Source organism: Pseudoroseomonas sp. WGS1072 (genome assembly GCF_049340465.1).
Taxonomy (GTDB): Bacteria; Pseudomonadota; Alphaproteobacteria; order Acetobacterales; family Acetobacteraceae; genus Pseudoroseomonas.
The window spans coordinates 3,548,330-3,572,224 of sequence record NZ_JBMPSU010000001.1 but is presented as its reverse complement, the minus strand read 5'-3'; the positions used below and the strand labels follow the sequence as shown (position 1 = coordinate 3,572,224).

General features: G+C 71.5%; 24 protein-coding genes and 1 tRNA gene. 14 read left to right on the top strand and 11 right to left on the bottom strand.

Annotated features, from left to right (window positions below; all coding sequences use genetic code 11):
* Positions 1–2: 2 nt before the first annotated feature.
* Positions 3–869, bottom strand: coding sequence for a LysR family transcriptional regulator (locus tag ACF3NH_RS16780; protein ID WP_422924307.1), 867 nt, complete (start codon positions 867–869; stop codon positions 3–5).
* A gap of 110 nt (positions 870–979) precedes the next feature.
* Between ACF3NH_RS16780 and ACF3NH_RS16775 the strand changes: the two genes are divergently transcribed.
* The 3 genes from ACF3NH_RS16775 to ACF3NH_RS16765 are packed head-to-tail and all read left to right on the top strand — an operon-like array spanning position 980 to position 3,581.
* Entirely contained in the window at positions 980–1,768 is a 789-nt protein-coding gene (locus ACF3NH_RS16775) for an SDR family oxidoreductase (protein WP_198364795.1), read from the top strand.
* An 11-nt stretch (positions 1,769–1,779) separates the two neighbouring features.
* On the top strand, positions 1,780–2,595 hold the full coding sequence (locus ACF3NH_RS16770; protein WP_422924305.1) for a ribonuclease activity regulator RraA: 816 nt from the start codon (positions 1,780–1,782) through the stop codon (positions 2,593–2,595).
* Positions 2,592–3,581, top strand: a complete 990-nt coding sequence (locus ACF3NH_RS16765; protein WP_422924303.1) for a tripartite tricarboxylate transporter substrate binding protein — start codon at positions 2,592–2,594, stop codon at positions 3,579–3,581. The genes ACF3NH_RS16770 and ACF3NH_RS16765 overlap by 4 nt, the downstream gene beginning before the upstream one ends.
* A gap of 34 nt (positions 3,582–3,615) precedes the next feature.
* On the opposite strand, the gene ACF3NH_RS16760 is transcribed toward ACF3NH_RS16765, so the two are convergent.
* Positions 3,616–4,800 carry an aminotransferase gene (locus ACF3NH_RS16760; RefSeq protein ID WP_422924301.1) on the bottom strand — a complete coding sequence of 395 codons (1,185 nt, stop codon included), beginning with the start codon at positions 4,798–4,800 and terminating at the stop codon, positions 3,616–3,618.
* Between the two features lie 339 nt (positions 4,801–5,139).
* On the opposite strand from ACF3NH_RS16760, the gene ACF3NH_RS16755 reads away from it, so the two are divergent.
* Both ACF3NH_RS16755 and glnA read left to right on the top strand, forming a co-directional pair.
* Positions 5,140–5,478 (top strand): P-II family nitrogen regulator, encoded by a 339-nt coding sequence (locus ACF3NH_RS16755; protein ID WP_422924299.1) that lies wholly within the window; start codon positions 5,140–5,142, stop codon positions 5,476–5,478.
* 157 nt (positions 5,479–5,635) lie between these two features.
* Positions 5,636–7,072 (top strand): type I glutamate--ammonia ligase, encoded by a 1,437-nt coding sequence (gene glnA / locus ACF3NH_RS16750; protein WP_422924297.1) that lies wholly within the window; start codon positions 5,636–5,638, stop codon positions 7,070–7,072.
* A gap of 66 nt (positions 7,073–7,138) precedes the next feature.
* Here glnA and ACF3NH_RS16745 read toward each other — a convergent pair whose 3' ends face one another.
* The 5 genes from ACF3NH_RS16745 to ACF3NH_RS16725 all read right to left on the bottom strand — a co-directional run bounded on the left by ACF3NH_RS16745 (position 7,139) and on the right by ACF3NH_RS16725 (position 11,141).
* Entirely contained in the window at positions 7,139–7,540 is a 402-nt protein-coding gene (locus ACF3NH_RS16745) for a host attachment family protein (RefSeq protein ID WP_198364801.1), read from the bottom strand.
* Between the two features lie 117 nt (positions 7,541–7,657).
* On the bottom strand, positions 7,658–8,785 hold the full coding sequence (locus ACF3NH_RS16740; RefSeq protein ID WP_422924295.1) for an enolase C-terminal domain-like protein: 1,128 nt from the start codon (positions 8,783–8,785) through the stop codon (positions 7,658–7,660).
* Between the two features lie 6 nt (positions 8,786–8,791).
* Positions 8,792–9,562 carry an amino acid ABC transporter ATP-binding protein gene (locus tag ACF3NH_RS16735; RefSeq protein WP_459077146.1) on the bottom strand — a complete coding sequence of 257 codons (771 nt, stop codon included), beginning with the start codon at positions 9,560–9,562 and terminating at the stop codon, positions 8,792–8,794.
* 10 nt (positions 9,563–9,572) lie between these two features.
* Positions 9,573–10,235: an ectoine/hydroxyectoine ABC transporter permease subunit EhuC gene (ehuC, locus tag ACF3NH_RS16730; protein WP_198364803.1), complete on the bottom strand. Its 663-nt coding sequence runs from the start codon at positions 10,233–10,235 to the stop codon at positions 9,573–9,575.
* Positions 10,236–10,301: 66 nt separating this feature from the next.
* Complete coding sequence (locus tag ACF3NH_RS16725) at positions 10,302–11,141, bottom strand: transporter substrate-binding domain-containing protein (protein ID WP_422924293.1); 840 nt, start codon at positions 11,139–11,141, stop codon at positions 10,302–10,304.
* 216 nt (positions 11,142–11,357) lie between these two features.
* Between ACF3NH_RS16725 and ACF3NH_RS16720 the strand changes: the two genes are divergently transcribed.
* A complete protein-coding gene (locus tag ACF3NH_RS16720; RefSeq protein ID WP_459077145.1) occupies positions 11,358–12,647 on the top strand; it encodes an NCS2 family permease in 1,290 nt (429 codons plus the stop codon).
* 56 nt (positions 12,648–12,703) lie between these two features.
* Here ACF3NH_RS16720 and ACF3NH_RS16715 read toward each other — a convergent pair whose 3' ends face one another.
* Both ACF3NH_RS16715 and ACF3NH_RS16710 read right to left on the bottom strand, forming a co-directional pair.
* A complete protein-coding gene (locus ACF3NH_RS16715; protein WP_370591918.1) occupies positions 12,704–13,234 on the bottom strand; it encodes a transglycosylase SLT domain-containing protein in 531 nt (176 codons plus the stop codon).
* A gap of 304 nt (positions 13,235–13,538) precedes the next feature.
* Positions 13,539–14,231, bottom strand: coding sequence for a DUF1194 domain-containing protein (locus ACF3NH_RS16710; RefSeq protein WP_422924291.1), 693 nt, complete (start codon positions 14,229–14,231; stop codon positions 13,539–13,541).
* 316 nt (positions 14,232–14,547) lie between these two features.
* Here ACF3NH_RS16710 and ACF3NH_RS16705 point away from each other — a divergent pair, with 316 nt between their 5' ends.
* The 8 genes from ACF3NH_RS16705 to ACF3NH_RS16670 all read left to right on the top strand — a co-directional run bounded on the left by ACF3NH_RS16705 (position 14,548) and on the right by ACF3NH_RS16670 (position 21,750).
* Entirely contained in the window at positions 14,548–16,047 is a 1,500-nt protein-coding gene (locus ACF3NH_RS16705; RefSeq protein ID WP_422924829.1) for a circularly permuted type 2 ATP-grasp protein, read from the top strand.
* A gap of 3 nt (positions 16,048–16,050) precedes the next feature.
* Entirely contained in the window at positions 16,051–17,013 is a 963-nt protein-coding gene (locus ACF3NH_RS16700) for an alpha-E domain-containing protein (RefSeq protein WP_198364807.1), read from the top strand.
* A gap of 10 nt (positions 17,014–17,023) precedes the next feature.
* Positions 17,024–17,776, top strand: coding sequence for a proteasome-type protease (locus tag ACF3NH_RS16695; RefSeq protein WP_198364808.1), 753 nt, complete (start codon positions 17,024–17,026; stop codon positions 17,774–17,776).
* Between the two features lie 62 nt (positions 17,777–17,838).
* A complete protein-coding gene (locus ACF3NH_RS16690) occupies positions 17,839–18,897 on the top strand; it encodes a ligase-associated DNA damage response exonuclease (RefSeq protein ID WP_422924288.1) in 1,059 nt (352 codons plus the stop codon).
* Complete coding sequence (locus ACF3NH_RS16685; RefSeq protein WP_422924286.1) at positions 18,894–20,498, top strand: cisplatin damage response ATP-dependent DNA ligase; 1,605 nt, start codon at positions 18,894–18,896, stop codon at positions 20,496–20,498. Before ACF3NH_RS16690 ends, ACF3NH_RS16685 begins: the two co-directional genes overlap by 4 nt.
* A 118-nt stretch (positions 20,499–20,616) precedes the next feature.
* Positions 20,617–20,790: a DUF1328 domain-containing protein gene (locus ACF3NH_RS16680; protein WP_198364811.1), complete on the top strand. Its 174-nt coding sequence runs from the start codon at positions 20,617–20,619 to the stop codon at positions 20,788–20,790.
* A gap of 94 nt (positions 20,791–20,884) precedes the next feature.
* A tRNA-His gene (locus ACF3NH_RS16675) sits at positions 20,885–20,960 on the top strand.
* A gap of 25 nt (positions 20,961–20,985) precedes the next feature.
* Entirely contained in the window at positions 20,986–21,750 is a 765-nt protein-coding gene (locus tag ACF3NH_RS16670) for an SDR family oxidoreductase (protein WP_422924284.1), read from the top strand.
* 10 nt (positions 21,751–21,760) lie between these two features.
* Here the strand turns inward: ACF3NH_RS16670 and ACF3NH_RS16665 are convergent, their stop codons facing one another.
* Together ACF3NH_RS16665 and ACF3NH_RS16660 are read right to left on the bottom strand one after the other, a co-directional pair.
* Positions 21,761–22,444, bottom strand: coding sequence for a hypothetical protein (locus ACF3NH_RS16665; protein WP_422924282.1), 684 nt, complete (start codon positions 22,442–22,444; stop codon positions 21,761–21,763).
* Between the two features lie 215 nt (positions 22,445–22,659).
* Positions 22,660–23,838 carry a benzoate/H(+) symporter BenE family transporter gene (locus tag ACF3NH_RS16660; RefSeq protein ID WP_422924280.1) on the bottom strand — a complete coding sequence of 393 codons (1,179 nt, stop codon included), beginning with the start codon at positions 23,836–23,838 and terminating at the stop codon, positions 22,660–22,662.
* Positions 23,839–23,895: the final 57 nt, after the last annotated feature.

Sequence of the window (23,895 nt, the reverse complement as noted above, 5' to 3'; positions counted from 1 at the left end):
AATCAGCCGAGCTCGCGCCCGGCCTGCCAGAAGGCTTCCACCAGCCGGCCGCGGGCGCCGCCGCGGGCCCAGATCAGGCCGATCCGCCGCGGCGGGAAGGGGCGGGGCAGGGGATGCTTGGCGAGGGCGGTCCCGGCCGGCCAGGGCGGCGCCCAGTCGGGCACCAGGGAGACGCCGAGACCGCGATCGACCAGCAGGGCGATGGCGTCCAGCGCGTCCAGCTCGATCCGGTCGCGCGGGCGGATGCGCGCCTCACGCAGATAGCGGTCGGCGAGGCGGCCGCCCCACTGGTTGCGGTCGTAGCGGATGAAGGGCTCCTCGGCGAGCAGGCGGTGAGGGGCGCGACCCGCCAGGGCCGCCGGCGCCAGCACCACCAGGGGCTCCTCGCGCAGCATCCGCCATTCGCAGCTCTTGGGCAGGGCGAATTCGGGCTGCACGATCATCGCCGCGTCGAGGTCGCCGGTCAGGACGGCGCGGTAGAGGTCGGTCGAGATGCCGGGCGAGACATGGATCTCGAGGTTCGGATAGGCGCCGGCCATGCGCGCCATCATGCCCGGCAGCAGGCCGGTCAGCGCGGTGGCGATGGCGCCGAGCCGCAGCTCGCCCGCCAGCCCGCCCCGGGCGGCGCCGTCGCGCAGGTCCCGCACCTCGCGCAGCAGGGCGCGGGCGCGGTCGAGGATGGCCAGCCCCGCCTCGGAGGGGGCCACGGCGCGGCCGGCCCGCAGCAGCAGCGGCGCGCCGAGCTCCGCCTCCAGGGCGCGGATGCGCTGCGCCAGCGCGGCCGGCGTCAGGTGCAGGCGGCGCGCCGCCGCGGCGATCGAGCCTTCCTCCACCACGGTGACGAAGCTGTCCAGGAAGCGCGTGTCCATCGGCCTGCCCACGAGAGAGTGGAAAACCTATCTTCCGAAAGCGGGAATGGAAGGGTTTTTCTTTGCCCTCGCCGGCACCAGACTGGCCGCGAGACGATAGGAGAGCAGCCATGGATCTGGGCCTCAGGAACAAGGTGGCGCTGGTGCTCGGCGCCGGTGGCGGGCTGGGCGGGGCGATCGCCCGCTCCCTCGCCGCCGAGGGCGCGAAGCTGGCGCTGGCCGATATCAGCGCCGAAGGGCTGGCGCGCAGCGCCGAGGCCGCGCGGGCGGCCGGCGCGGCGGCGGTGATGACGCTGGAATGGGATCTGGCCGACCTCGCCGCCATCGACGGACAGGTCTCCCGCATCGAGGCCGAGCTGGGCCCGGTGCAGGTGCTGGTGAACAACACCGGCGGCCCGCCGCCGACCCCCGCCTCCGGCCAGGACCCGGCGCTCTGGGCCAAGCACTTCAACGCCATGGTGCTCTCGGTCATCGCGCTGACCGACCGGGTGCTGCCCGGCATGAAGGCCGCGCGGTGGGGCCGCATCGTCACCAGCACCTCCTCCGGCGTGGTGGCGCCGATCCCCAATCTCGGTGTCTCCAACGCGCTGCGCTCGACGCTCGTCGGCTGGTCGAAGACCCTCTCGCGCGAGGTGGCGCGGGACGGCGTCACCGCCAACATCATCCTGCCCGGCCGCGTCGCCACCGACCGCATCCGCTTCCTCGACGAGCAGAAGGCGAAGCGCGAGGGGCGCAGCGTCGAGGAGGTCGCCGCCGAGAGCACCGGCTCCATTCCCGCCGGGCGCTACGGCCGGCCGGAGGAATACGGCGATGCCGTGGCCTTCCTGGCCTCGGAGCGCGCCTCCTACATCACCGGCTCCGTCATCCGCGTGGATGGCGGGCTGATCGCCAGCATCTGAGGACCACCGCCATGTCCATCGAAGTCGCCCCGCTCGATCCGAGGATCATCGAGACCCTGTCCGGCATCTCCACCGCGACGCTGACCACGGTGCTGCTCAAGAAGGGGCTGCGCAACGTGTGGATGCGCGGCACCCGGCCGCTGAAGCCCGGCCAGCCGCGCCTGGTCGGCCGCGCCTTCACGCTGCGCTTCGTCCCCGCCCGCGAGGATCTGGCGACCCCGGCCTCCTGGTCCAACCCGATCTCGACCCGCAGCGCCATCGAGGCGATGCCGGAAGGGGTCATCGTCATCGCCGACGCCATGGGCGTGACCGATGCCGGCATCTTCGGCGACATCCTCTGCGCCCGGATGGCGAAGCGGAAGGTGGCGGCGCTGATCACCGACGGCGTGGTGCGCGACGGCGCCGGCGTCATCGGCACCGGCCTGCCGGTCTGGTGCCAGGGCAACGCGGCGCCGCCCTCGGTCGCCGGCCTCACCTTCATCAACTGGCAGGAGCCGGTGGGCTGCGGCGGTGTCGCCGTCTTCCCCAACGATGTCGTGGTGGTGGACGATGACGGGGCCGTGCTGATCCCCGCCGCGCTGGTCGATGAGGTGACCGACCTCGCCGCCGAGCAGGAGGCGCAGGAGAGCTGGATCATGGGCGAGGTGGAGCAGGGCGCCGCGCTGCCCGGCCTCTATCCGCCCAACGCCGAGAACAAGGCGCGCTACGAGGCCAGCCGCCGGAAGGGCTCACCGGACGGGCGCCAGCCCCCCGCCGAAGAAGGGGGAGGCGCCGCCCGCGCGCGATATCCCCGCGCGCGTATCAAGGGAAGAAGGACCGAGAGATGACAATGATCCGCCGCCGCGCCCTGGCCGGCCTGGGCGCCGCCGCCCTCGCCGCGCCCTTCGGGGCCCCGCGCCACGCCGCCGCCGCCGCCTGGCCGGCCGAACGCCCGATCCTGGTGGCGGTGCCCTTTCCGCCGGGGGGCGGGGTGGACCAGATGGCGCGCGTCATCCTGCCCTATGTGCAGAAGCACCTGCCGGGGGCGACCTTCGTGGTCGAGAACCGCCCCGGCGCCGGCAGCCAGATCGGCATGGAGTTCGCCTTCACCGCCCGCCCGGATGGCTACACGCTGGGCGCCGTCACCTCGCCGGCGCTGATGACCATCCCCTTCGAGCGGCCGGTGCGCTACAGGGTCGAGGACTTCGTCTATGTCGCGAATGTCGTGGACGACCCGGGCGGGCTCTGGGTCGCGAAGGGCTCGCCGGTCCGCGACATGGCGGATCTGCTGGAGCGGGCGCGGAAGGACCCGGGCGGGCTGAGCTTCGGCACGACGGGCATCGGCTCCGACGACCATCTGGTCATGCTGGAGATCGAGGAGGCGGTGCCGGGCATCCGGTTCAGCCATGTGCCCTTCAACGGCGCCGCGCCGCTGCAGACCGCCGTGCTGGGCGGGCACCTGGATGTCGGCTGCTTCAATGTCAGCGAGGGGGCGCCGGGCTATCGCGACGGGCGCTTCCGCTGCCTGGGTCAGGCGGGCGCGCAGCGCGACCCCGCGCTGCCGGAGGTGCCGACCTTCACCGAGCTCGGCGTCAAGGTGGTGGCGGGCGCGCAGCGCGGCATCGTCGCGCCGCCCGGCATTCCGGAGGAGGTGCGGACCAGGCTGAACGCGGCCTTCGCCGCCGCCCTGGCCGATCCCGAGTTCCTGGCCGACGCGCAGCGGCTGCAACTGCCCGTGAAGGCCATGATCGGCGACGAGTATCGCCAGGCCGTGCTGGGCCTGGACGCGCGGCTGAAGGAGATGTGGGCGCGCAAGCCCTGGCGCGACCAGTAAGGCAAGGGGGGGCTTTGACCCCCCCCCCTTTGCCTCAGCCCGCCGCGGCCAGCGCGCCGCTGCGCTTCCAGGCGCGCAGCCGCTCCAGCGCCTCCTCCAGCACCGATTCGCGCTTGCAGAAGGCGAAGCGGATGAAGTGCCGGGGCGCATCCGGCCCGGCATAGAAAGCCGAAACCGGGATGGCCGTGACCTTGGCCGCCTCGGTCAGGTGCCGGCAGAAGGCCACGTCGTCCCCGGCGAAGCCCAGGGTGGTGAAGTCGCAGGTGATGAAGTAGCTGCCCTGGGTCGGCAGCACGCCGAAGCCCAGCTCGGACAGGCCCCTGGCCAGCAGGTCGCGGCGAGCCTGCAGCTCGGTGGCGATGCCGGTGAAATAGGCGTCCTCCTTCGCCAGCCCGAGCGCCACGGCGCGCTGCAGATTGGGCGCGGTGGTGAAGGTCAGGTTCTGGTGCGCCTTGGCGACATTGGGGGCCAGCGAGCGGTCGGCGGTGATGTAGCCGACCTTCCAGCCGGTCAGGCTGAAGGTCTTGCCGGCCGAGCCGATCCGCATGCAACGCTCGCGCATGCCCGGCAGCGTCATCAGCGGGATATGCTTCCAGCCGTCGAAGGTGAGGTGCTCGTAGACCTCGTCGCAGATGGCGTAGGCGTCGTGCCGCTGCAGCAGATCGGCGATGAAGGCCAGCTCCGCGCCGGTGAAGACCTTGCCGGCCGGGTTCATCGGGCTGTTGAGCAGGATCGCCTTGGTCCTCGGCCCGAAGGCGGCGGCCAGCTCGGCGCGCGGCAGCTCCCACTTCGGCGGCGAGAGGCGCACCAGGCGCGGCACCGCGCCGAGCAGCTTCACCACCGGCAGGTAGGTGTCGTAGAGCGGCTCCAGCAGCACCACCTCGTCGCCCGGATTGAGCACCGCCATCAGGCAGGCGATCAGCGCCTCGGTGGCGCCGGAGGTGACCACCACCTCGGCGTTCGGGTCGATCTCCAGCCCGTAGAATCGGCGATTCGCGGCGGCCACCGCCTGGCGCAGCTCGGGCAGGCCGGTGAGCGGCGGATACTGGTTGCGGTTGTCCAGCAGCGCCTCGGCCGCGGCGCGCACCACGTCTTCCGGCCCTTCGTAGTCCGGGAAGCCCTGGCCGAGGTTGATCGCGCCATGCTGTTGCGCGAGCGCCGACATCACGGTGAAGACGGTGGTGCCGGTGGCGGAGAGCAGGTCGTTCTGCGGCTTCATGCGATGACTGGGTCCCGTGGCAGGCGGCCCGATGCTCGGGGCGCGCGACGACACCCCACGCCCCGGCCCCGGGCGAGCGGCGAATATGCGGATGTGCCGGCGGCCGTGCAACCGTCCACCGCGCATGCCTGCCACTTCGGCGGGCAGGCTGCCGCTTCCGCGGGCGGGACCCTGTCGCGAACCCGGCAAATTCCCGTCTCATGCCATTGCCCCTACGGCCCGGGGCATGCAACACACCACTGCGAGCCGCTTCCCGCCCCTGGGTCACGGGGGCGGGCGCAACCCGGGAGGAAGGAAGGACGGGCCGGCCCTGACCGGCAGGGTCCGTGAATGGAGCCGATGAAGAAGATCGAGGCGATCATCAAGCCCTTCAAGCTCGACGAGGTGAAGGACGCGCTGCACGAGATCGGCCTGCAGGGCCTGACCGTGGTGGAAGCGAAAGGGTTCGGGCGGCAGAAGGGCCACACCGAGCTGTATCGCGGCGCCGAGTACGTCGTCGACTTCCTGCCGAAGGTGAAGATCGAGGTGGTCTGCTCGGATGACCTCGCCGAGCGCGCGATCGAGGCCATCCAGGCCGCGGCGCGCACCGGCCGCATCGGCGATGGCAAGATCTTCATCTCCGATATCCAGGAGGTGATCCGCATCCGCACCGGCGAACGGGGTGAGGACGCGGTCTGAGGATGGAATTCCGGCCGGTGCCGCTCTGGCGCCGGCCTGGCTGAAGGCGGAAGGACGGCGCAGGAGCGCCGGACGCCGCCGGCACGGAAGCAGGCGGAAGCCGCGCCGTGTCGACTGTTACTGTTAGAGCGTCGTTTGGGGAACAGGATCGCACACGATGGCGAAGAAGCCCGCAGCCGCAGCGTCCAACGCTGTTTCCAAGGTCATGGAGATGATCAAGGAGAACAGCGTCGAGTACGTGGACTTCCGGTTCACGGATCCTCGGGGCAAGTGGCAGCACACCGCGCAGCATGTCTCCACCATCGAGGAGGAGGTGTTCACCGACGGCATCATGTTCGACGGCTCCTCGATCGCCGGCTGGAAGGCGATCAACGAGTCCGACATGATCCTGATGCCGGACGCCTCGACGGCCTGCATGGATCCCTTCGCGGCCAAGCCGCAGCTGATCCTGTTCTGCGACATCATCGAGCCCTCGACCGGCCAGGCCTATAGCCGCGACCCGCGCTCGACGGCGAAGAAGGCCGAGGCCTATGTCGCCTCCACCGGCATCGGCGATGCCGCGCTGTTCGGCGCCGAGGCCGAGTTCTTCATCTTCGACAACGTGAAGTTCGGCACCGGCGGCAATTACGGCATCTATCAGCTCGACAGCATCGAGGGGCCGGGCGCCAGCCTGAAGGACTACCCCGAGGGCAACATGGGCCACCGCCCGGTGGTCAAGGGCGGCTACTTCCCGGTGCCGCCGGTCGACAGCGAGACCGACCTGCGTGCCGAGATGCTCTCGACCATGATCGAGATGGGCGTGGCCGGCGAGAAGCACCACCACGAGGTGGCGCAGTCGCAGCACGAGCTGGGCACCCGCTTCGGGCCCCTGGTGCAGCACGCCGATCACATGCAGATCTACAAGTACGTGATCCACAACGTCGCGCACAGCTACGGCAAGACGGCGACCTTCATGCCGAAGCCGGTCTATGGCGACAACGGCTCGGGCATGCATGTGCACCAGTCGATCTGGAAGGGCGGCAAGCCGGTCTTCGCCGGCAATGGCTATGCCGACCTGTCCGACCAGGCGCTGTGGTACATCGGCGGCATCATCAAGCACGCCAAGGCGCTGAACGCCTTCACCAACCCCAGCACCAACTCCTACAAGCGCCTGATCCCGGGCTTCGAGGCGCCCGTGCTGCTGGCCTATTCGGCCCGCAACCGCTCCGCCTCCTGCCGCATCCCCTACGCGACCAGCCCGAAGGCGAAGCGCGTCGAGGTGCGCTTCCCGGATCCGACGGCGAACCCCTACCTGGCCTTCTCCGCCATGCTGATGGCCGGCCTCGACGGCATCAAGAACAAGATCCATCCGGGCGACGCCATGGACAAGGATCTGTACGACCTGCCGCCGGAGGAGCTGAAGGGCATCCCGACGGTCTGCGGCTCGCTGCGCGAGGCGCTGGAAGCGCTGGCCGCCGACCACGACTTCCTGCTTGCCGGGGATGTCTTCTCGAAGGACCAGATCGAGAGCTACATCGAGCTGAAGTGGAACGAGGTGTACAAGTTCGAGCACACCCCGCACCCGGTCGAGTTCGAGATGTACTACTCCGTCTGATCCCTGGCGGATCGGATGCGGATGGCGCCCCGGGGGAGACCCCGGGGCGTTTCGCGTTGAAGCGGCCTATTTCGACAGCGCCTTCTCGATCTCGGCCGTGGTGTGGTTGGTCAGGTCCTTGGCCAGGGACTGCACCACCCGCTCCTCCACCGTCCGCGGCAGCGCGGCGCGGATCTGGCCGAGCGTCTCGGGATCGGCGATCAGCACCAGCGCCTCGAACTGGTTCTGCTGGTGCATCTGCTCCAGCGTCTGGCTGATCCGCTTGGCGAAGGTGGCCTCGGCGGTCTGCTTCGCCGACTGCTCGGGCGGCTGGGCGCCGGACGGGCCCTGGTCGCCCAGCGTGTCGGGGGTGATCCGGCTCACCTCCTGCAGCCGGACCACCGCCTCGGCGCTTGTGTTGCGCAGCAGCATGGCTTTGCCGCCATCGGCGACCAGGACCAGGGCGTTCTTCGGGATTCGATCGGACATGCGGCATCTCCACGGAGCGTGATGGCCGGGCCGCGTGGCCCGGCCGTGGAGGTGCAACGCCCCCGGGGGCGAAAAGGCGTCCGCCGCCGGCGCAAAAAAGCCGCGCTGCGCCGTGGTTCAGGCTTCCGCCAGATGCCGGGCGCCGTCGCGCAGCGAGGCCTCGCTGATGCGGATGCCGAGCCCGGGCGCCTGGGGCACCACCACGGCGCCGCCCTGGTTCGGGATCCGCTCCTCCAGCACGTCCTCGGTCAGCACATGGTGCGGCATGTAGAACTCGCAACCGAGCGAGATGCCGGGCGTCGCCGCGATCAGCTGCGTGCCGGCCGCCAGCGCGATGCCGCCCTCCCACAGCGTGCCGCCATAGCCGGGCAGGCCCGCGGTGTCGGCGATCGCCATCATCGCCTGGGCCTTCAGCAGCCCGCCGCATTTCATCAGCTTGACGCTGATGGCGTCCGCCGCCTGCCGCCGCACCACCTCCAGCAGGTCCGTGGCGTCGAAGCAGCTTTCATCGGCCAGGATCGGCGTGTCCAGCGCGGCCGCGAAGCCCGCCATGGCGTCGAGATGACGGCGCGGCACCGGCTGCTCGATGAAGGTGGGGCGGAAACGGTCCACGTCGCGCAGCACCGTCATGGCGCGGAAGGGCTCCAGCGCCTGGTTGTAGTCGAGGCGGAGATCGACATCCTCGCCGAAGGCGTCGCGGATGGCCTCCAGATGCGCCATGTCCTCGGCATGCCGCTTGACGCCGGTCTTGACCTTGAAGAGCCGGTTGCCGGCCGGGACCATGACCTTCATCCGCTCCAGGTCGGCCGCGAAGTCGGGGTCGGCGATGGAGAAGGAGAGGGGGATGGTGTCGCGCACCCGGCCGCCCAGCAGATCCGCGACGCTGAGGCCGGTGCTCTGGCCCAGGATATCGAGCAGCGCCATCTCGACCGCCACCTTGCTTTCCGGGTGGCCGGTCAGAGCGCGGTCCATCATGGCCATCAGGGCACGCGGGCGGCGCGCGTCGGCGCCGAGGATCAGCGGGCGCAGGTAGCGGTCGAGCGCGGCGAAGGCGCCTTCGGGCGTGCCGGTGAACACCTCCCACGGCGCCGCCTCGCCCCAGCCCACGAGGCCGTCCCGCGTCGTCAGTTGCAGCAGCACGCGCCGCACGCTGCCCTTCACATTGCCGACGCCCTGGGCCCGGGCCATCCTGATCGGGCTCTCCACGAGAAAGACCCGCATGCGGTCGATGATGGGCGGATGCATCGGCTCTCAGCCTTCACGCTGGCGGTGGAAATGCGCGAGGAAGGCGCGCGTCGCCTCCTCGCGCGGGGAATCGATCACCTGCCGCGCCGGCCCGTCCTCGACGATGACGCCGTCGCGCAGGAAGACGACGCGGTCGGCGACCTCGCGGGCGAAGGCGATCTCGTGGGTCACGATCACCATGGTCATGCCCTCCGCGGCGAGGGACTGCATCACGCCCAGCACCTCGCCCACCAGCTCCGGGTCGAGCGCGCTGGTCGCCTCGTCAAACAGCATCACCGCCGGCTGCATGGCCAGCGCGCGGGCGATGGCGACGCGCTGCTTCTGCCCGCCGGACAGGCGCGAGGGATACTGCTCCGCCTTGTCGGCCAGGCCGACCTTGGCGAGCAGGCCGCGCGCCAGCGTCTCGGCCCCGGCGCGCGCCATGCGGCGGACGACGAGCGGCCCCTCCATGACGTTCTCCAGCGCCGTCCGGTGCGGGAAGAGGTTGAACTGCTGGAAGACCATGCCGGTGGCGGCGCGGAAGCCGGCGAGAGCCCGGTTGCCCGGCTGGCTGGCGCCGGCGCCGAAGCGGAAGCTCTTCCCGCCGACCCGCACCGCGCCGCCATCGGGCACCACCAGCAGGTTGAGGCAGCGCAGCAGGGTGGACTTGCCGGAGCCCGAGGGTCCGATCAGCGCCACCACCTCGCCGCGCCCGACCTTCAGGTCGACGCTGCGCAGCACGACATGATCGCCGAATTGCTTCCTCAGCGCCGCGACCTCGATCATGATCTCGCTCATCGGCCCCTCCTCAGTCCGCGCGTGCCAGCCGCCGCTCCAGCCGGCCGACCAGCAGGGTCAGCGGGAAGAGCACGGCGAAGTAGAGGACGGCGATCAGCGTGTAGATCTCGAGCGGCCGGTAGCTGTCATGCGCCGCCGCCTGGCCCTGGTAGAGCAGGTCGGGCACCGCCAGCACCGAGACGAGCGAGGTGTTCTTGAGCTGGATGATCGACTGGTTCATCAGCGGCGGCACCATGCGCTTCAACGCCTGGGGCAGCACGATGCGGCGCATCGACTGCGCCGGCGTCATGCCCAGCGCCAGCGCCGCCTCGGTCTGCCCGCTCTCGATCGAATTGATGCCGCCGCGGATGATCTCGGCGTAGAAGGCGCCGCCATAGAGCGAGAGGGCCAGCACCGCCGCCGTGGTCGCCGTCATCTCGATCCCGGCCAGGATCGGCAGGGCGTAGTAGAACCAGACCAGCTGCACCAGGATCGGCGTGCAGCGGAACACCTCGACATAGGCCTGGCTCAGCCAGCGCAGCGGCGCGATGGAGGAAAGGCGCAGCAGGCCCGAGACCAGCCCGACCACGAGGCCCAGCACGACGATGGCGGCGGTGAAGGCGAGCGTGACCCAGAGTCCGTTCAGGAACAGCCAGCGGTAGCTCCAGAGGATGCTGAAATCCCATTGATACATGCATGCGGTCCTGAATCGGGTCGCGGCGCCCCGCCCCGGGGCGCCCCGCCTGGCCGGTCGGTCAGATCAGAGCGTGACGCCCGGCGGGAAGTCGGCCTCGGAGATGCCCACCAGCTCCATGTTGGAGACGATGGCCGATCGCACCGCGCCGAGTCCCTTGTTGAACTCGATCCAGGTGTTGACGTAGTCGCGCCAGGTCTTGTCCGCCTCGCGCCGGAAGCCGGCATTGGAGGTGGTGGCGAAGACCGGCGTCGGCACCAGCACATCGCCCAGCGTCGGCAGCTTCTTCTTCGCGGTCAGCGCCAGGATCAGCACGAGGCACTGCGCATCGGCGCGGCCGGACTGCACCGCCATCGTCGCCTCATCGGCGCTCTTGAAGCGGGAGACGCTGGCCCTGGGGCAGAGCCGCGTCACCACCTGGTCCTGCGAGGAGCCGGTGTCGACGGCGATCTTCACCTCGGGCCGGTTGAGCTCGTCCCAGGTCCTGGCCTGGAAGCCGCGCCTGGTGACGAAGCTGAAGGCGTTGCTGAAGCAGGGGACCGAGAAGTCGACGACCAGCGCCCGCTTCGGCGTCGGGTTCAGCCCGAAGAAGATGTCGATCTTGTTCGACTGCAGATCGAGGACGGCATTGCCCCAGGTGGTCTCACCGAGCTCCAGCTCGCATTCCAGCTCCTCGGCCAGCATCCTCAGCAGGTCGACATAGAAGCCGCGCCACTGCCCGGTGGCGAGATCCTTGTGATAGTAGGGCGCGCCGCCCACCACCGCCGCCGAGCGCAGCTTCTTGGTGCGGCGGATCCGGTCGAAGGTGGTCTCCGCCGGGCTACCCTGCGCGGCGGCGGGGGCGGCGGTGGCGGCCATGGCGAGCGCCAGTCCGGCGGCGCCACCCATCATGCGGCGTGACAGCATCCTCGATCTCTCCTCAACGCGGCGGGACGTTCCGGCCAGGTGGCCGTTGCCCCGGTACCGCTCCGGCACCCGCGGCGGACCGCGACTTCATGGTGGCCTGCGCCTTCATAGCGACTTCCATGCCACGGCGGGAGATGCCTCGCGATGCCGGGCAATTGTGGAGCCGTCGCAGCCCCTCTTATCCTGGTGCCGACACCAACCGCGGGAGCCTCGACTTTGGAACGTTTCTTCGAGATGGCCGAGCGGGGCACGACGCCGCGCCGCGAGATCATGGCCGGGCTGACCACCTTCCTGACCATGGCCTATATCATCGTGGTCAATCCGGGCATCATGGCGGCCGCCGGCATCGATCATGGCGCCGCCTTCGTCGCCACATGCATCGCCGCCGCCATCGGCTCCGCCATGATGGGGCTGCTGGCCAACTATCCGGTGGCGCTGGCGCCGGGGATGGGGCTGAACGCCTACTTCGCCTTCGTCGTCGTCGGCGCCATGGGCGTGCCCTGGCAGATTGCGCTCGGCGCCGTCTTCCTCTCGGGCCTGATCTTCTTCGCGGTCTCCGTCACCGGCTTCCGGGAATGGCTGATCAACTCCATCCCCCTCTCCCTCAAGCTCGGCATCGCCGCGGGCATCGGCTTCTTCCTCGGCCTGATCGGCCTGCGGGGCATGGGGCTGGTGGTGGACAACCCGGCGACGCTGGTCAGCCTCGGCTCGTTGCGCGAGATCCCGACCGTGCTGTCCTGCCTGGGATTCATCCTCATCGCCGGGCTGGTGGCGCGCGGCGTGACGGGCGGCATCGTCATCGGCATCCTGGTCACGGCGCTGCTCGGCATTCCCTTCGGCCTCACCGAGTTCCACGGCGTCTTCGCCCTGCCGCCCTCCCTGGCGCCGACCTTCCTGCAGATGGACCTGGCCGGCGCCATCGGCTTCGGCCTGGTCGGCATCGTCTTCACCTTCTTTCTGGTGGATCTCCTGGACAATGCCGGCACCCTGATCGCGACCACGCACCGCGCCGGGCTGATGCGTCCGGACGGCTCGGTGCCGCGGCTCGGCCGGGCCCTGCTCTCGGACAGCTGCGGCGCCATGATCGGCGCCATGCTCGGCACCTCCACCACCGTCTCCTATATCGAGAGCGCGGCGGGCGTGCAGGCCGGCGGCCGCACCGGGCTGACGGCGCTGACCGTCGCCGTGCTGTTCCTGCTGGCCCTGTTCCTGGCGCCGCTCGCCACCAGCGTCCCCGCCTTCGCCACCGCGCCGGCCCTGGTCCTGGTGGCCTGCCTGATGGCCCAGGGGCTGCGCGACCTCGATTGGGAGGATGCGACCGACTACCTGCCGGCCATGCTGACGGCGCTCGCCATGCCCTTCACCTTCTCGATCGCGACCGGGATCGGCCTCGGCTTCATCGCCTATGCGCTGGTGAAGCTGATGGCGGGGCGGGGGCGGCAGGTCGGCGGGGGGGTCTGGGTCATCGCCGCCGCCTCCGCCGTGAAGTTCTACCTGCAGAGCTAGAGGGAGGGAGAGGGGGAGGCGCTCCGCCTCCCCCTGCGCGGATCAGTCTGCGCGGATCAGTCCGGCGCCTCCGCCATCTCCAGGAGCGCCCGGCCATCGCGCCGCACGCGGGCGATCTCGGTGTTGCGGCAGCCATTGCCGCTCAGCAGGGCGCTGCCCGGGCTGACCACCTGGAGCTTGGCCTGAACCCGGCAGACCAGCTTGTTGACGGTGCCGGGGGCGGCGCCGTTCCAGCGGCGTAGCGCGTCCGCCCAGTTGCCATAGGTGTCATAGTGCTGGCGGAGATAGCGCGCCGCCCATTCGGTAGCGCGCCGGGGGTCGAGCGGCCAGTCGGCGCCGCCCTTGGCATGCACCTGGGCATTCACCTGCACGCAACCGGCCATGACCGACTGGCCCTGGCTGGACTTGAGCAGGTTGCGCGCCTCGGCGCGGCTGTCCGGGTAGTAGGCCTGGCCGCCGATGTTCAGGGCATGGGCGTGCAGGCCGGATTCGGCCAGCGCGACGGCCACCAGAAGGCCGTCGGGCAGGTCGAACCTCGCCTCGGCGGCCCGGGCGGCCTCGAGGCAGGCATTGCGGGGACCGGCCACGGCCGGACTGCTCATCAAGGCAGGGGCCCCCAGCAGGAAGGCACCCAGGAGTGTCGCCGGCCATGCTTTCCATGGACCTTTGCGCGGGCGACGTGTCTGGCCCCGATCGGGGGGCGGAAAGGCGCTCCGTGCCTGCTGGCACGGGAACGCCGCGGGGCGTGGGCGGCGCGGGGGCACCGCCCTGCTAATCGCGGGCGTCATGGGCCCTGGCTAGCACGCGCGCCGGGGCAGGGGAAGCAAAACGGCCTTCCGCCTCGGGAAAACCCACAATGGATAAGGGAGGTTTCAGCTTTGGCCGCAAAAATTACGCCAGATCCAGAAAGTCTTTCGCCTCCGACGCGATCTCGCGGACCAGCTTCGCCCTGAGGGCGCGCGCGAAATCCTCCCGCCCCGCAGCGCGCATGACGAAGGCGCCCGGTCCTCCGATCACCTCGGCCTCGTAGCGGCGGTCGAGGTCGGCATGGCCGTCCAGGATGGCCAGGGCATTGACCGTCACGCCGGCGGCGACCGCGGCGTCCCGCGCGGCGGCGGCCGGGCGATGGCCACGCATGTCCGGGGCGTCGCCCGACAGATCGATCACCTGCCGCGTGGCCTCGAAGGGCGCCGCCCGCAGCAGGCCGGCGGCGTGGTCCAGCGCATCGCCGATGGCGTTCCAGCTCTGCCGCGAGCGGGGCGCGGCGCGCAGTTCCAGGGCTGTGGCCTCCGCCTCGCCGGCGCCGCCGATGCGCCGCCAGGGCATCACCGTCGCGGCCCCGCCGGGGCTTCCCCATTCCACGAGGGCGAGCGCGATGGCGCCGAGCGGCCCGCCCCGGATGGCTGCCAGCACCGCCGGATGCGTCAGCGCCCCGGCGCAGCCTTCGCGCTGCAGGCGGAACTCCTCGTCCGTGATGCTGCCCGAGGCGTCCACCGCCAGCACCAGCGCCACATCCACCGGCCCGGCGGCGGGGCCTGTGGCGGCCAGCAGGCCGGGCAGGGCGAGGAGACCGCGTCGGTGCATCGGGGGCGCTCCGCCAGGATGGATCACAGGATGGGTGAGGGGCAGCCTCGGCCCCGCCTCCGCCCGCGGTCAAGCGGCAAGGCGCCGCGCCGCTGTGCAGCGGTGGCGCGGAACTGGGCAGCCAGGGGCCAGGGGGCGCGAAACCGGCCGCAAGGTCTCTTGCGCCCGGCCACCCGGCCTTGCTCAATGTGAGCCGACCGTTGTTTCCTGCGCGGAACCTTGCGGGACCAGGACCAACCGCGTAGGCCAACATGCCGCAACCGCCGAGGACGCCGGAACCAACGTGGCCGATCGCCCTGCCTCTGCTTTCGATGAAATGCGCGCCGATGGCGGCATCCGTTCCCCCTATGCCGAGATGGCGCGCTTCCTGGAGGCGACCGGACAGGCCGCCCTGGACCAGAAGCGACGCGAGGCGGAAGTGCTGTTCCGCCGCATCGGTGTCACCTTCGCCGTCTATACGGAGGGCGGGGACCCGGAACGGCTGATCCCCTTCGACGTCATTCCCCGCATCCTCTCGCGCGCCGAATGGGACCGTCTGGCGAGCGGGCTCGAGCAGCGCGTGCGGGCGCTGAATGCCTTCCTGGCCGATGTCTATGGTCCTCAGGAGATCATCCGGGCCGGCCGAATCCCGGCCGAGCTGATCCGCGGCAATGAGGGCTTCCTGCCGCAGATGGTGGGCTTCACCCCGCCCGGCGGGGTCTATACCGTCATCTCCGGCATCGACCTGGTGCGCACCGGGCCCGACGAGTTCTACGTGCTCGAGGACAATTGCCGCACGCCGTCCGGCGTCTCCTACATGCTGGAGAACCGGGAGGCCATGATGCGCCTCTTCCCCGAGGCCTTCACCCGCCACAGCATCGCCCCCGTCAGCCACTACCCGGAGGAGTTGCTGGAGACGCTGAAGAGCCTGGCGCCGGCCGGCTGCAGCGGGCCGCCCACCGTGGTGGTGCTGACGCCGGGCGCCTACAACAGCGCCTATTACGAGCATTCCTTCCTGGCCGACGAGATGGGCGTCGAGCTGGTCGAGGGCGCCGACCTCTTCGTGCGCGACAAGATCGTCTACATGCGGACCACGGCCGGCCCGAGGCGGGTCGATGTCATCTACCGCCGCATCGACGACGACTATCTCGACCCCGAGGCCTTCCGCCCCGACAGCGCGCTCGGCGTGCCCGGGCTGATGGCGGCCTACAAGGCAGGGAATGTCGCCCTGGCCAACGCGCCGGGCGCCGGCATCGCCGATGACAAGGCGGTCTACCCCTACGTGCCGGAGATGGTGCGTTTCTATCTGAAGGAGGAGCCGCTGCTCTCCAACGTGCCGACCTTCATGTGCGAGAGGGATGTCGACCGGGACTACGTGCTGTCCAACCTCGACAAGCTGGTGGTCAAGCTGGCCCGCGGCTCGGGCGGCTATGGCATGCTGGTCGGGCCGCATGCCACGCAGGAGCAGCGCGACGACTTCGCCGCGCGAATCCGCGCCCGGCCCGGCGACTACATCGCCCAGCCGACGCTGGCCCTCTCCACCGTGCCCACGCTCTGCGAAAGCGGCGTCGGGCCACGCCATGTCGATCTGCGTCCCTTCATCCTGTTCGGCCGCTCCATCCGCATGGTGCCCGGCGGGCTGACGCGGGTCGCGCTGCGCGAGGGTTCGCTGGTGGTCAACTCCAGCCAGGGCGGCGGCACCAAGGACACCTGGGTGCTGGACGAGGCGGCGCCGCCCGCCGGCTCCTCTCAGTCTCAGTCCCAGTCCCAGTCCCGGGCGGCCGCCGAGCCTCCACCCAGGCCGCCCGCCAACGATCCCGCCGGCGGGGGGAGCTGAACCATGCTCTCCCGTACCGCCGACAGCCTCTTCTGGCTCGGCCGCTATTCCGAGCGCGCCGGCAATGTGGCGCGCGGCCTGGGTGCCACGCTGCGGATGGCGCTGCTGGCGCATCCGGTGAGCCGGGCCGACAGCGAGTGGCGCGCCCTCATCATCGCCACCGGCTGCGAGCCGGGCTTCCGCGCCCTGGTGGGCGAGACCTCGCAGCCCGGCCTGCAGGACGAGGCGGTCCGCTGGCTGACGCTGGACCCGGCCAATCCCTCCGGCATCGCCGCCTGCGTCGAGGCGGCGCGGCGCAACGGCCGCACGGTGCGCACCGCGCTAACGGTCGATATGTGGGAGGCGATCAACGACACCTGGATCGAGTTCCGCCGCCTGGACTCCAGCGCCATCCGCGGCGACCGGCTGCCGGGCTTCCTCGACTGGGTGCGCTCCCGCACGCTGCTGTTCAACGGCGCCGCCGCCGACACCATGCTGCGCGACGACGCCTGGCGCTTCTGCCACCTCGGCACCATCCTGGAGCGCGCCGACAACACGGCGCGGCTGCTCGACGTGCGGCACGGCGCCTTCGCCCCCGACGCGGCGGCCGATGCGGCCTGCTATGCGCAGTGGCAGGCGGTGCTGCGCTCGGTCTCGGCGCTGCGCGCCTTCCAGCATGTCTATCACGCCCGGCTCGATCCCGCGCGCGTGGCCGAGCTGCTGATCCTGCGCCCCGAGCTGCCGCGCTCCCTGCTCGCTTGCTACCGGCGCGTGGAGAGCACGCTCGATGTCATCGCCGCCGCCAATGGCGGGCAGCGCGGCGAGTGCCACCGGATGGCGGGCGCCATGCATGCGCGGCTGCGCTACGGCCGCATCGAGAGCATCCTCGAGGGGGGGTTGCATGACTTCCTGACGGGCATCATCGACCAGAACATCGCCCTGGGGCAGGAGATCGCCCAGATGTACCTCAGTGGCCGCCAGATGTGAGACGCCGGACATGACCTATTGCGTCGGGCTGCTGCTGCGGGACGGGCTGGTGATGCTGGCCGATACCCGCACCAACGCCGGGGTCGACCATATCTCCACCTATTCCAAGATGTATCCCGTGCTGCAGCCGGGCGAGCGGATGCTCTGCCTGATGGCGGCCGGCAACCTGGCCATCACCCAGGCGGTCTGGAGCCGCCTGCAGGAAGGGCTGGCGCTGGAGGGGGAGGAGCGGCAGACGCTGCGGAGCGTGCCGACCATGTTCCAGGCGGCGCAGCTCGTCGGCGCCGCCATCCGTGCCGTCTTCGCGCAGGACGGGCCGGCGATGAAGGCGCAGGATGTGCGCTTCGACGTCTCGATCATGCTGGGCGGGCAGATCATGGGCGGCCCGCCGAAGCTCTACCTTGTCTACGCCGCCGGCAACTTCATCGAGGCCACGCCGGACACGCCCTTTCTCCAGATCGGCGAGCACAAGTACGGCAAGCCGATCCTCGACCGCGCGCTCTCCCACACCACCGGCCTGGAGGACGGGGTGCTGCTCACCCTGGTCAGCATGGACAGCACGCTGCGCTCCAACCTGACGGTCGGCCTGCCGCTCGACCTGCTGGTCTATGAGCGGGACAGCTTCGCCATCCGCCTGCAGCGGCGCATCACCGAGGAGGACCCCTACTTCCGCCCGCTGCGCGAGGCCTGGTCCGAGGCGCTGCGCGAGGCCTACCGGCGCCTGCCCAGGCCCGGCTGGCTGGACAAGCCCGCGCCGTCCTGAGCGGCGTCCGCAAAATCCCGGCCGGGGGTGCAGCCTTTCGGCCCGCCCGGGATTGATCCCGCATGGCCGCGCCGCACCCGGACCGCTGGATCCGCATCACGCCCCAGGGCCTCTACTGCGAGCCGGGGGATTTCTTCATCGATCCCGTCGCGCCGGTGCCGCGCGCCGTCATCAGCCATGGCCATTCGGACCACGCCCGGCCGGGGCACGATGCCGTCCTGGCCACGCCCGAGACGCTGGCCATCATGGCCGCGCGGCTGGGCGAGGGCCGGGCCGGGCACAGCCAGCAGCCGCTCGGCTACCACCAGCCGCTGACGCAGGGGGGCGTGCGCGTCACCCTGGTGCCGGCCGGGCATGTGCTCGGCTCGGCGCAGGCGGTGCTGGAATGGGAGGGCAGCCGGATCGTCGTCTCCGGGGACTACAAGCGGCAGCCCGACCCCACCTGCGCGCCCTTCGAGCCTGTGCCCTGCGACGTCTTCGTCACCGAGGCGACCTTCGCCCTGCCGGTCTTCCGCCACCCGCCCATCGCGCAGGAGATCGGCCGCCTGCTCGACAGCCTGCGGCTCTTCCCGGAGCGGACGCACCTCGTCGGCTGCTACGCGCTCGGCAAGTGCCAGCGGCTGATCGCGGAGCTGCGCCGCGCCGGCTGGGACCGGCCGATTCATCTGCACGGCGCCCAGGCCGCCATGTGCGCGCTCTACGAGCGCTTCGGCCTCGGGCTCGGCGAACTTCGCCCGGTGCCGCGGCCGGCGCGGCGGGGCGAGACCGTGCTGCCCGGCGAGCTTGTTCTGGCGCCGCCCTCGGCCGAGGCCAGCCCCTGGGCCCGGCGCCTGGCCGATCCGGTGACGGCGCTGGCCTCCGGCTGGATGCGCGTGCGGCAGCGGGCGCGGGCGCGCGGGGTGGAGCTTCCCCTGGTCATCAGCGACCACGCCGACTGGGACGACCTCCTGGCCACCTGCGCCGAGGTCGCGGCGCCGGAGGTCTGGGTCACGCACGGGCGGGAGGAGGCGTTGATCCACGCGCTGGCGGGCCGTGGCGTGCGGGGCCGCGCCCTGCACCTCGTCGGACGGGAGGAGGACGAGGCCGACCCGCTCGACCTGGCGGCGGAACCGGCGGCATGAGCCTGCCCGCCTTCGCCGACCTTCTGGAGCGGCTGGTCTTCACCCCCGGGCGCAACGCCAAGCTGGCCCTGCTGCGGCGCTGGTTCGCCACCCAGCCGGACCCCGATCGCGGCATCGGCCTCGCCGCCATCGCCGGCGAGCTGACCTTCACCGCCGCCAAGCCCTCGCTGGTGCGCGAACTGGTGGCGACGCGCATCGACCCGGTGCTGCTGGCCTGGAGCCACGACTATGTGGGCGACCTGGCGGAGACGGTGGCGCTGATCTGGCCCGCGCCCTCGCCGCCGCCGAACCGGCCGCCGCCCGACCTGGCCGATGTGGTGGAGACGCTGGAGCTGGCGCCCCGGGGCGAGGTGCCGGCGCTGCTGGAGGGCTGGCTGGATGTGCTGGACCCCGGTGGCCGGCTGGCGCTGATCAAGCTGGTCACCGGCGGCCTGCGGGTCGGCGTCTCCGGCCGGCTGGCGCGGCAGGCCCTGGCCGAGTGGTCCGGCCGGCCGGTCGAGGAGATCGAGGAGGTCTGGCACGGCGTGCCGCCGCCCTACCTGCCGCTCTTCGCCTGGCTGGAGGGACGCGGCCCGCGGCCCGACCCGAAGGGCATGCCGGTGTTCCGCTCGCCCATGCTGGCGCATCCGCTGGAGGCGCCGGACATCGCCGCGCTGGACCACACCGCCTTCCGCGCGGAATGGAAATGGGACGGCGTGCGGGTTCAGGCCTCCGCCGGTCCTGGCGGGCGGCGCCTCTGGTCGCGCACCGGCGAGGATATCGGCGGCAGCTTCCCGGAGATCCTGGAGGCCATGGACTTCGACGCCGTCCTGGATGGCGAGCTGCTGGTGATGCGGGACGGCCAGGCGGCGCCCTTCGCCGACCTGCAGCAGCGGCTGAACCGCAAGGTGGTGGGGCCGAAGATGCTGCGCGACTTCCCCACCGGCCTGCGTCTCTACGACATCCTCTTCGAAGGCGGCGAGGACCTGCGGCCCATGCCCTACGACACGCGGCGCGACCGGCTCGAGGCCTGGTTCGCCCGCGCCCGGCCGGACCGCATGGACCTCTCGCCGCAGATCGCCTTCGTCTCCCTCGAGCAGCTCACCGCGCTGCGCGAGGGCGCCCGCGCCGCCGGCATCGAGGGGCTGATGCTGAAGCGCGGCGACGCCCCCTATCTCGCCGGGCGGCCCAAGGGGCTGTGGTGGAAGTGGAAGCGCGCGCCCCTCTCGGTCGATGCCGTGCTGATGTATGCCCAGCGCGGCCATGGCCGGCGCAGCAGCACCTACAGCGACTACACCTTCGGCCTCTGGCGGCCGGACGGGCAGGGGGGGCGGGAACTGGTGCCGGTGGGCAAGGCCTATTCCGGCTATACCGACCAGGAGCTGGTCTGGCTCGACCGCTGGATCCGCAACCACACCACCTCCCGCTTCGGTCCGGTGCGGGAGGTGGAGAAGCATCTCGTGCTGGAGGTGGTGTTCGACGCCGCGCAGCGCTCGGCGCGGCACAAGTCGGGCGTCGCCATGCGCTTCCCCCGCATCGCCCGGCTGCGGCCCGACAAGCCCGCCGCCGAGGCCGACGCGCTGGAGACGCTGATGGCGATGATCGAAGCGGCCTCCGGCTGAACGGTGGCGCGAGCGGCAACCAGGCTTGACCCTGGGCGTTTCTGACCCTGGGCGTTTCTGACCCTGGGCGTTGCAGCCCCGTGGCCGGCGGGGGCCGGCGATGTCTCGGGAGGGCGACATGCTGAAATGGGCGGTGATCTTCCTCGTCATCTCGATCGTCGCCGGGGCGGTCGGCTTCACCGGCGTCTCCGCCGTGGCCGGCCGCATCGCCAAGCTGCTCTTCGGCATCTTCCTGGCGCTCTTCGTCATCGCCCTGCTGCTGGCCCTGCTGGCGGGCGAGCTCATCTTCTGAACGGGCCCTGCGCGAGGCCGGTTGACGCCGGCCCGCGCGCGGCTTATTTCCGCCCACCTCGGCGCCCTTCGCGGTTGCCGGGGACGGTGGTATGGCGGCCTTAGCTCAGTTGGTAGAGCGCCACGTTGTGGTCGTGGATGTCACGGGTTCGAGTCCCGTAGGTCGCCCCACTTTCCCAGCCCGGAAGGGTCCCCCATGCAGCTTTCCATCGAGAATCGCACCGCGCTGATCACCGGCGGGTCGAAGGGCCTCGGCCTCGCGATGGCGCGCACCTTCGCCGAGGCCGGCGCCAGGGTCGCCATCGTCGCGCGTGGCGAGGCGGATCTCCACACCGCCGCCGCGGCCACCGGCGCGGTTCCGATCCGCGCCGATATCGCCACGGCCGAGGGGTGCGAGGCCGCCTTCGGCGAGGCCAGCGCGGTGCTCGGCCGTGTCGACATCCTGGTCAACAACGCCGGGACCAGCCAGCGCGGCGCGTTCCCGCAGGTCACCGACGCGGTCTGGCAACAGGATCTCGACCTCAAGCTCTTCGCCGCCATCCGCCTGACGCGCCTGGCCTGGGCGGGCATGGCGGAGCGACGCTGGGGCCGCGTCCTGAATGTGCTGAATATCGGCGCCAAGGCGCCCCCGGCCGAGGGCGCGCCCACCGCCGTCTCCCGCGCCGCCGGCATGGCGCTGACCAAGGTTCTGGCGAATGAGGGCGCTCCGCTGGGCATCCTGGTGAACGCGCTGCTGGTCGGCATCATCGAGAGCGACCAGTGGGTGCGGCGGCATGCCGCCGATCCGCGCGGCCTCAGCTTCGAGGAATGGAAGGCCGAGGCCGGCCGGCCGGTGCCCCTGGGGCGCATCGGCCGGCCGGAGGAATTCGCCGCCACCGCCCTGTTCCTGGCCAGCGAGGCCGGCGGCTACATCACCGGCACCGCCATCAACGTGGATGGCGGCCGCAGCCCCGTGGTGTGACGGCGCCGCGTCAGGCCGAGAGTCGCCGGGTCAGGGCCAGGTAGTCGTCGCGCATCTCGGTCTCGACCAGCGCGGCGACCAGACGCGGGAAGTCCGGCCGAGGGCAGAGGCCGGCGATCGCCGCCGCGCTGTCGCCCAGGCGGAGGCGCCGCGCCGCGCGCAGCGCCAGCCGGTCGGCGAAGGGATAAAGCTCGGGCCAGAGGAGCTGGATCTCGCGGAAGAAGATATCGGCCGCGACATCGCCGACACCCGGAATGCGCTTCAGCAGGCGGCGCAGCGCCGCCGGGTCCTCGGCCGCCTGCCGGCGCAGCGCGTCGAGATCCCCGCCATGCTCCTCCATCAACAGCCGTGCCATGCCGCCCAGCCGGCGGGCGGCGAGGCTGGCGCAGCGGGCATAGCCGGCGGCGCGCAGCACCGCCTCGCGCGCCGCCTCGTCGCTGCCGGCCAGCCGCGCCGGGCTGGTCCATCCCTCGCGGGCGAGCGCGGCCCCGGCCCGCGCCGCATGGGCCGCCCCCGCCGGCGCCGCGCGCAGCATGGCGCGGCAGAGGCAGAGGAACGGCGTCTCGTCCTCCAGGGCGGCGGCCGCCGCCGGGCGCGCCGCCAGCAGGGCGGGGATGACGCGCTCCGGCCGGCGGTTCGCCGGCAGGTTGGCCTGGTCGGCGGGGGAGGGGCGGGTCAGTGTGGGCATGGTCATGGGCAAGATCTCCCTGTCCTGCGCGGTGCCGGGGCACCGGGCGGAGGGGCAAAGGGCCCGTCGAGGCGGGCGGCGTGGCGTTTGAGGGGCTCCAGATAGAGCAGCCGCCGCGGCGGGCAAGGGCCGCTGCGATCTTTTCGGGCCCACGGGCCGTCTCCGGGGTCACATCCGATGACGGGGTGTTACAGCCGCCCCGGCTGGCGGCCCGTCCCGTGTTAGGCCCGGCGCCAGGCCCGGTCCAGCAGCAGCAGCGCGCCGCCGCCGATCAGCCCCCAGAAGGCCGCGCCGATGCCGAAGATGCTGAGGCCCGAGGCCGTGGTGGCGAAGGTGAGCGCTGCCGGCAGCCGCTCCCGCTCGTTGGCGAGCGCCGAGGTCAGCGCCCCGGCGAGGCTGCCAAGCAGCGCCAGTCCCGCCACCGCCTGGATCAGCAGCGGCGGCGAGGCGGCGATGAAGGCGACCGCGAAGCCCGCCCCGAGCCCCAGAAGGATGTAGCAGAGGCCGCCCACCACGGCGGCGATCCAGCGCCGGGCCGGGTCGGGATGCGCGTCCCGGCCGGCGCAGAGCGCGGCGGTGATGGCGGCGAGATTGACGGACTGCGCGCCGAAGGGCGCGATCAGGGCGCTGACCAGCCCGGTGACGGTGAAGATCGGGCCGGGCGCCGGGTTGTAGCCATTGGCGTGCAGCACGGCCAGGCCGGGAACGTTCTGCGAGGCCATGGTGACCAGGAACAGCGGCAGGGCGATGCCGATGGCGGCCCCGGCGGTTAAGTGCGGCGTCACCGGCAGCAGCGCCGGCAGGCCCTGCGCCAGCGCGCCCTCGGGCAGGGGGGTGGCCAGCAGAATCATCCCGACGGTGACGAGCACTGCGACCGGCACGGCATAGAGGCGCGCGAAGCGCCAGGCGAGGGCCCAGGCCAGGACGATCGGCAGGGCGAGGGCCGGCATGGCGCCGACGGCCCGCATCGGCGCCAGGCAGAGTTCGAGCAGAACCCCGGCCAGCATGGCATTCGCGAGGCTGGGGGGGATCGACGCCACCCGGCGGCCGAAGGGGCGCCACAGCCCGGCCGCCAGGATCAGCAGGCCGGCCAGCATGAAGGCTCCCACCGCCGCGGGAAAGCCGCCCTCCGGCGCGCCGGTCGCCACCAGCAGCGCGGCGCCCGGCGTCGACCAGGCGATCACCACCGGCATGCGGTGGCGCAGGCTCAGCAGGATGGCCAGCACGCCCTGCGCCAGGCAGAGGGCGAGCAGGCCGGAGGTGGCCTCGGCCGGGCTGGCGCCGACGGCGGCGAGGCCAGCCAGCACGACGGTGAAGGAGCTGGCGAAGCCGACCACCGAGGCGAGGGCGCCCGCCACCACCGGCTGAATCGCGTTGCCCCGCTCGTGCTGCTGCGTCATCGCTCGCTGTTCCCGACTCATCGCTGGAAGTCGGATGGCAGACTAACGTAATATTGG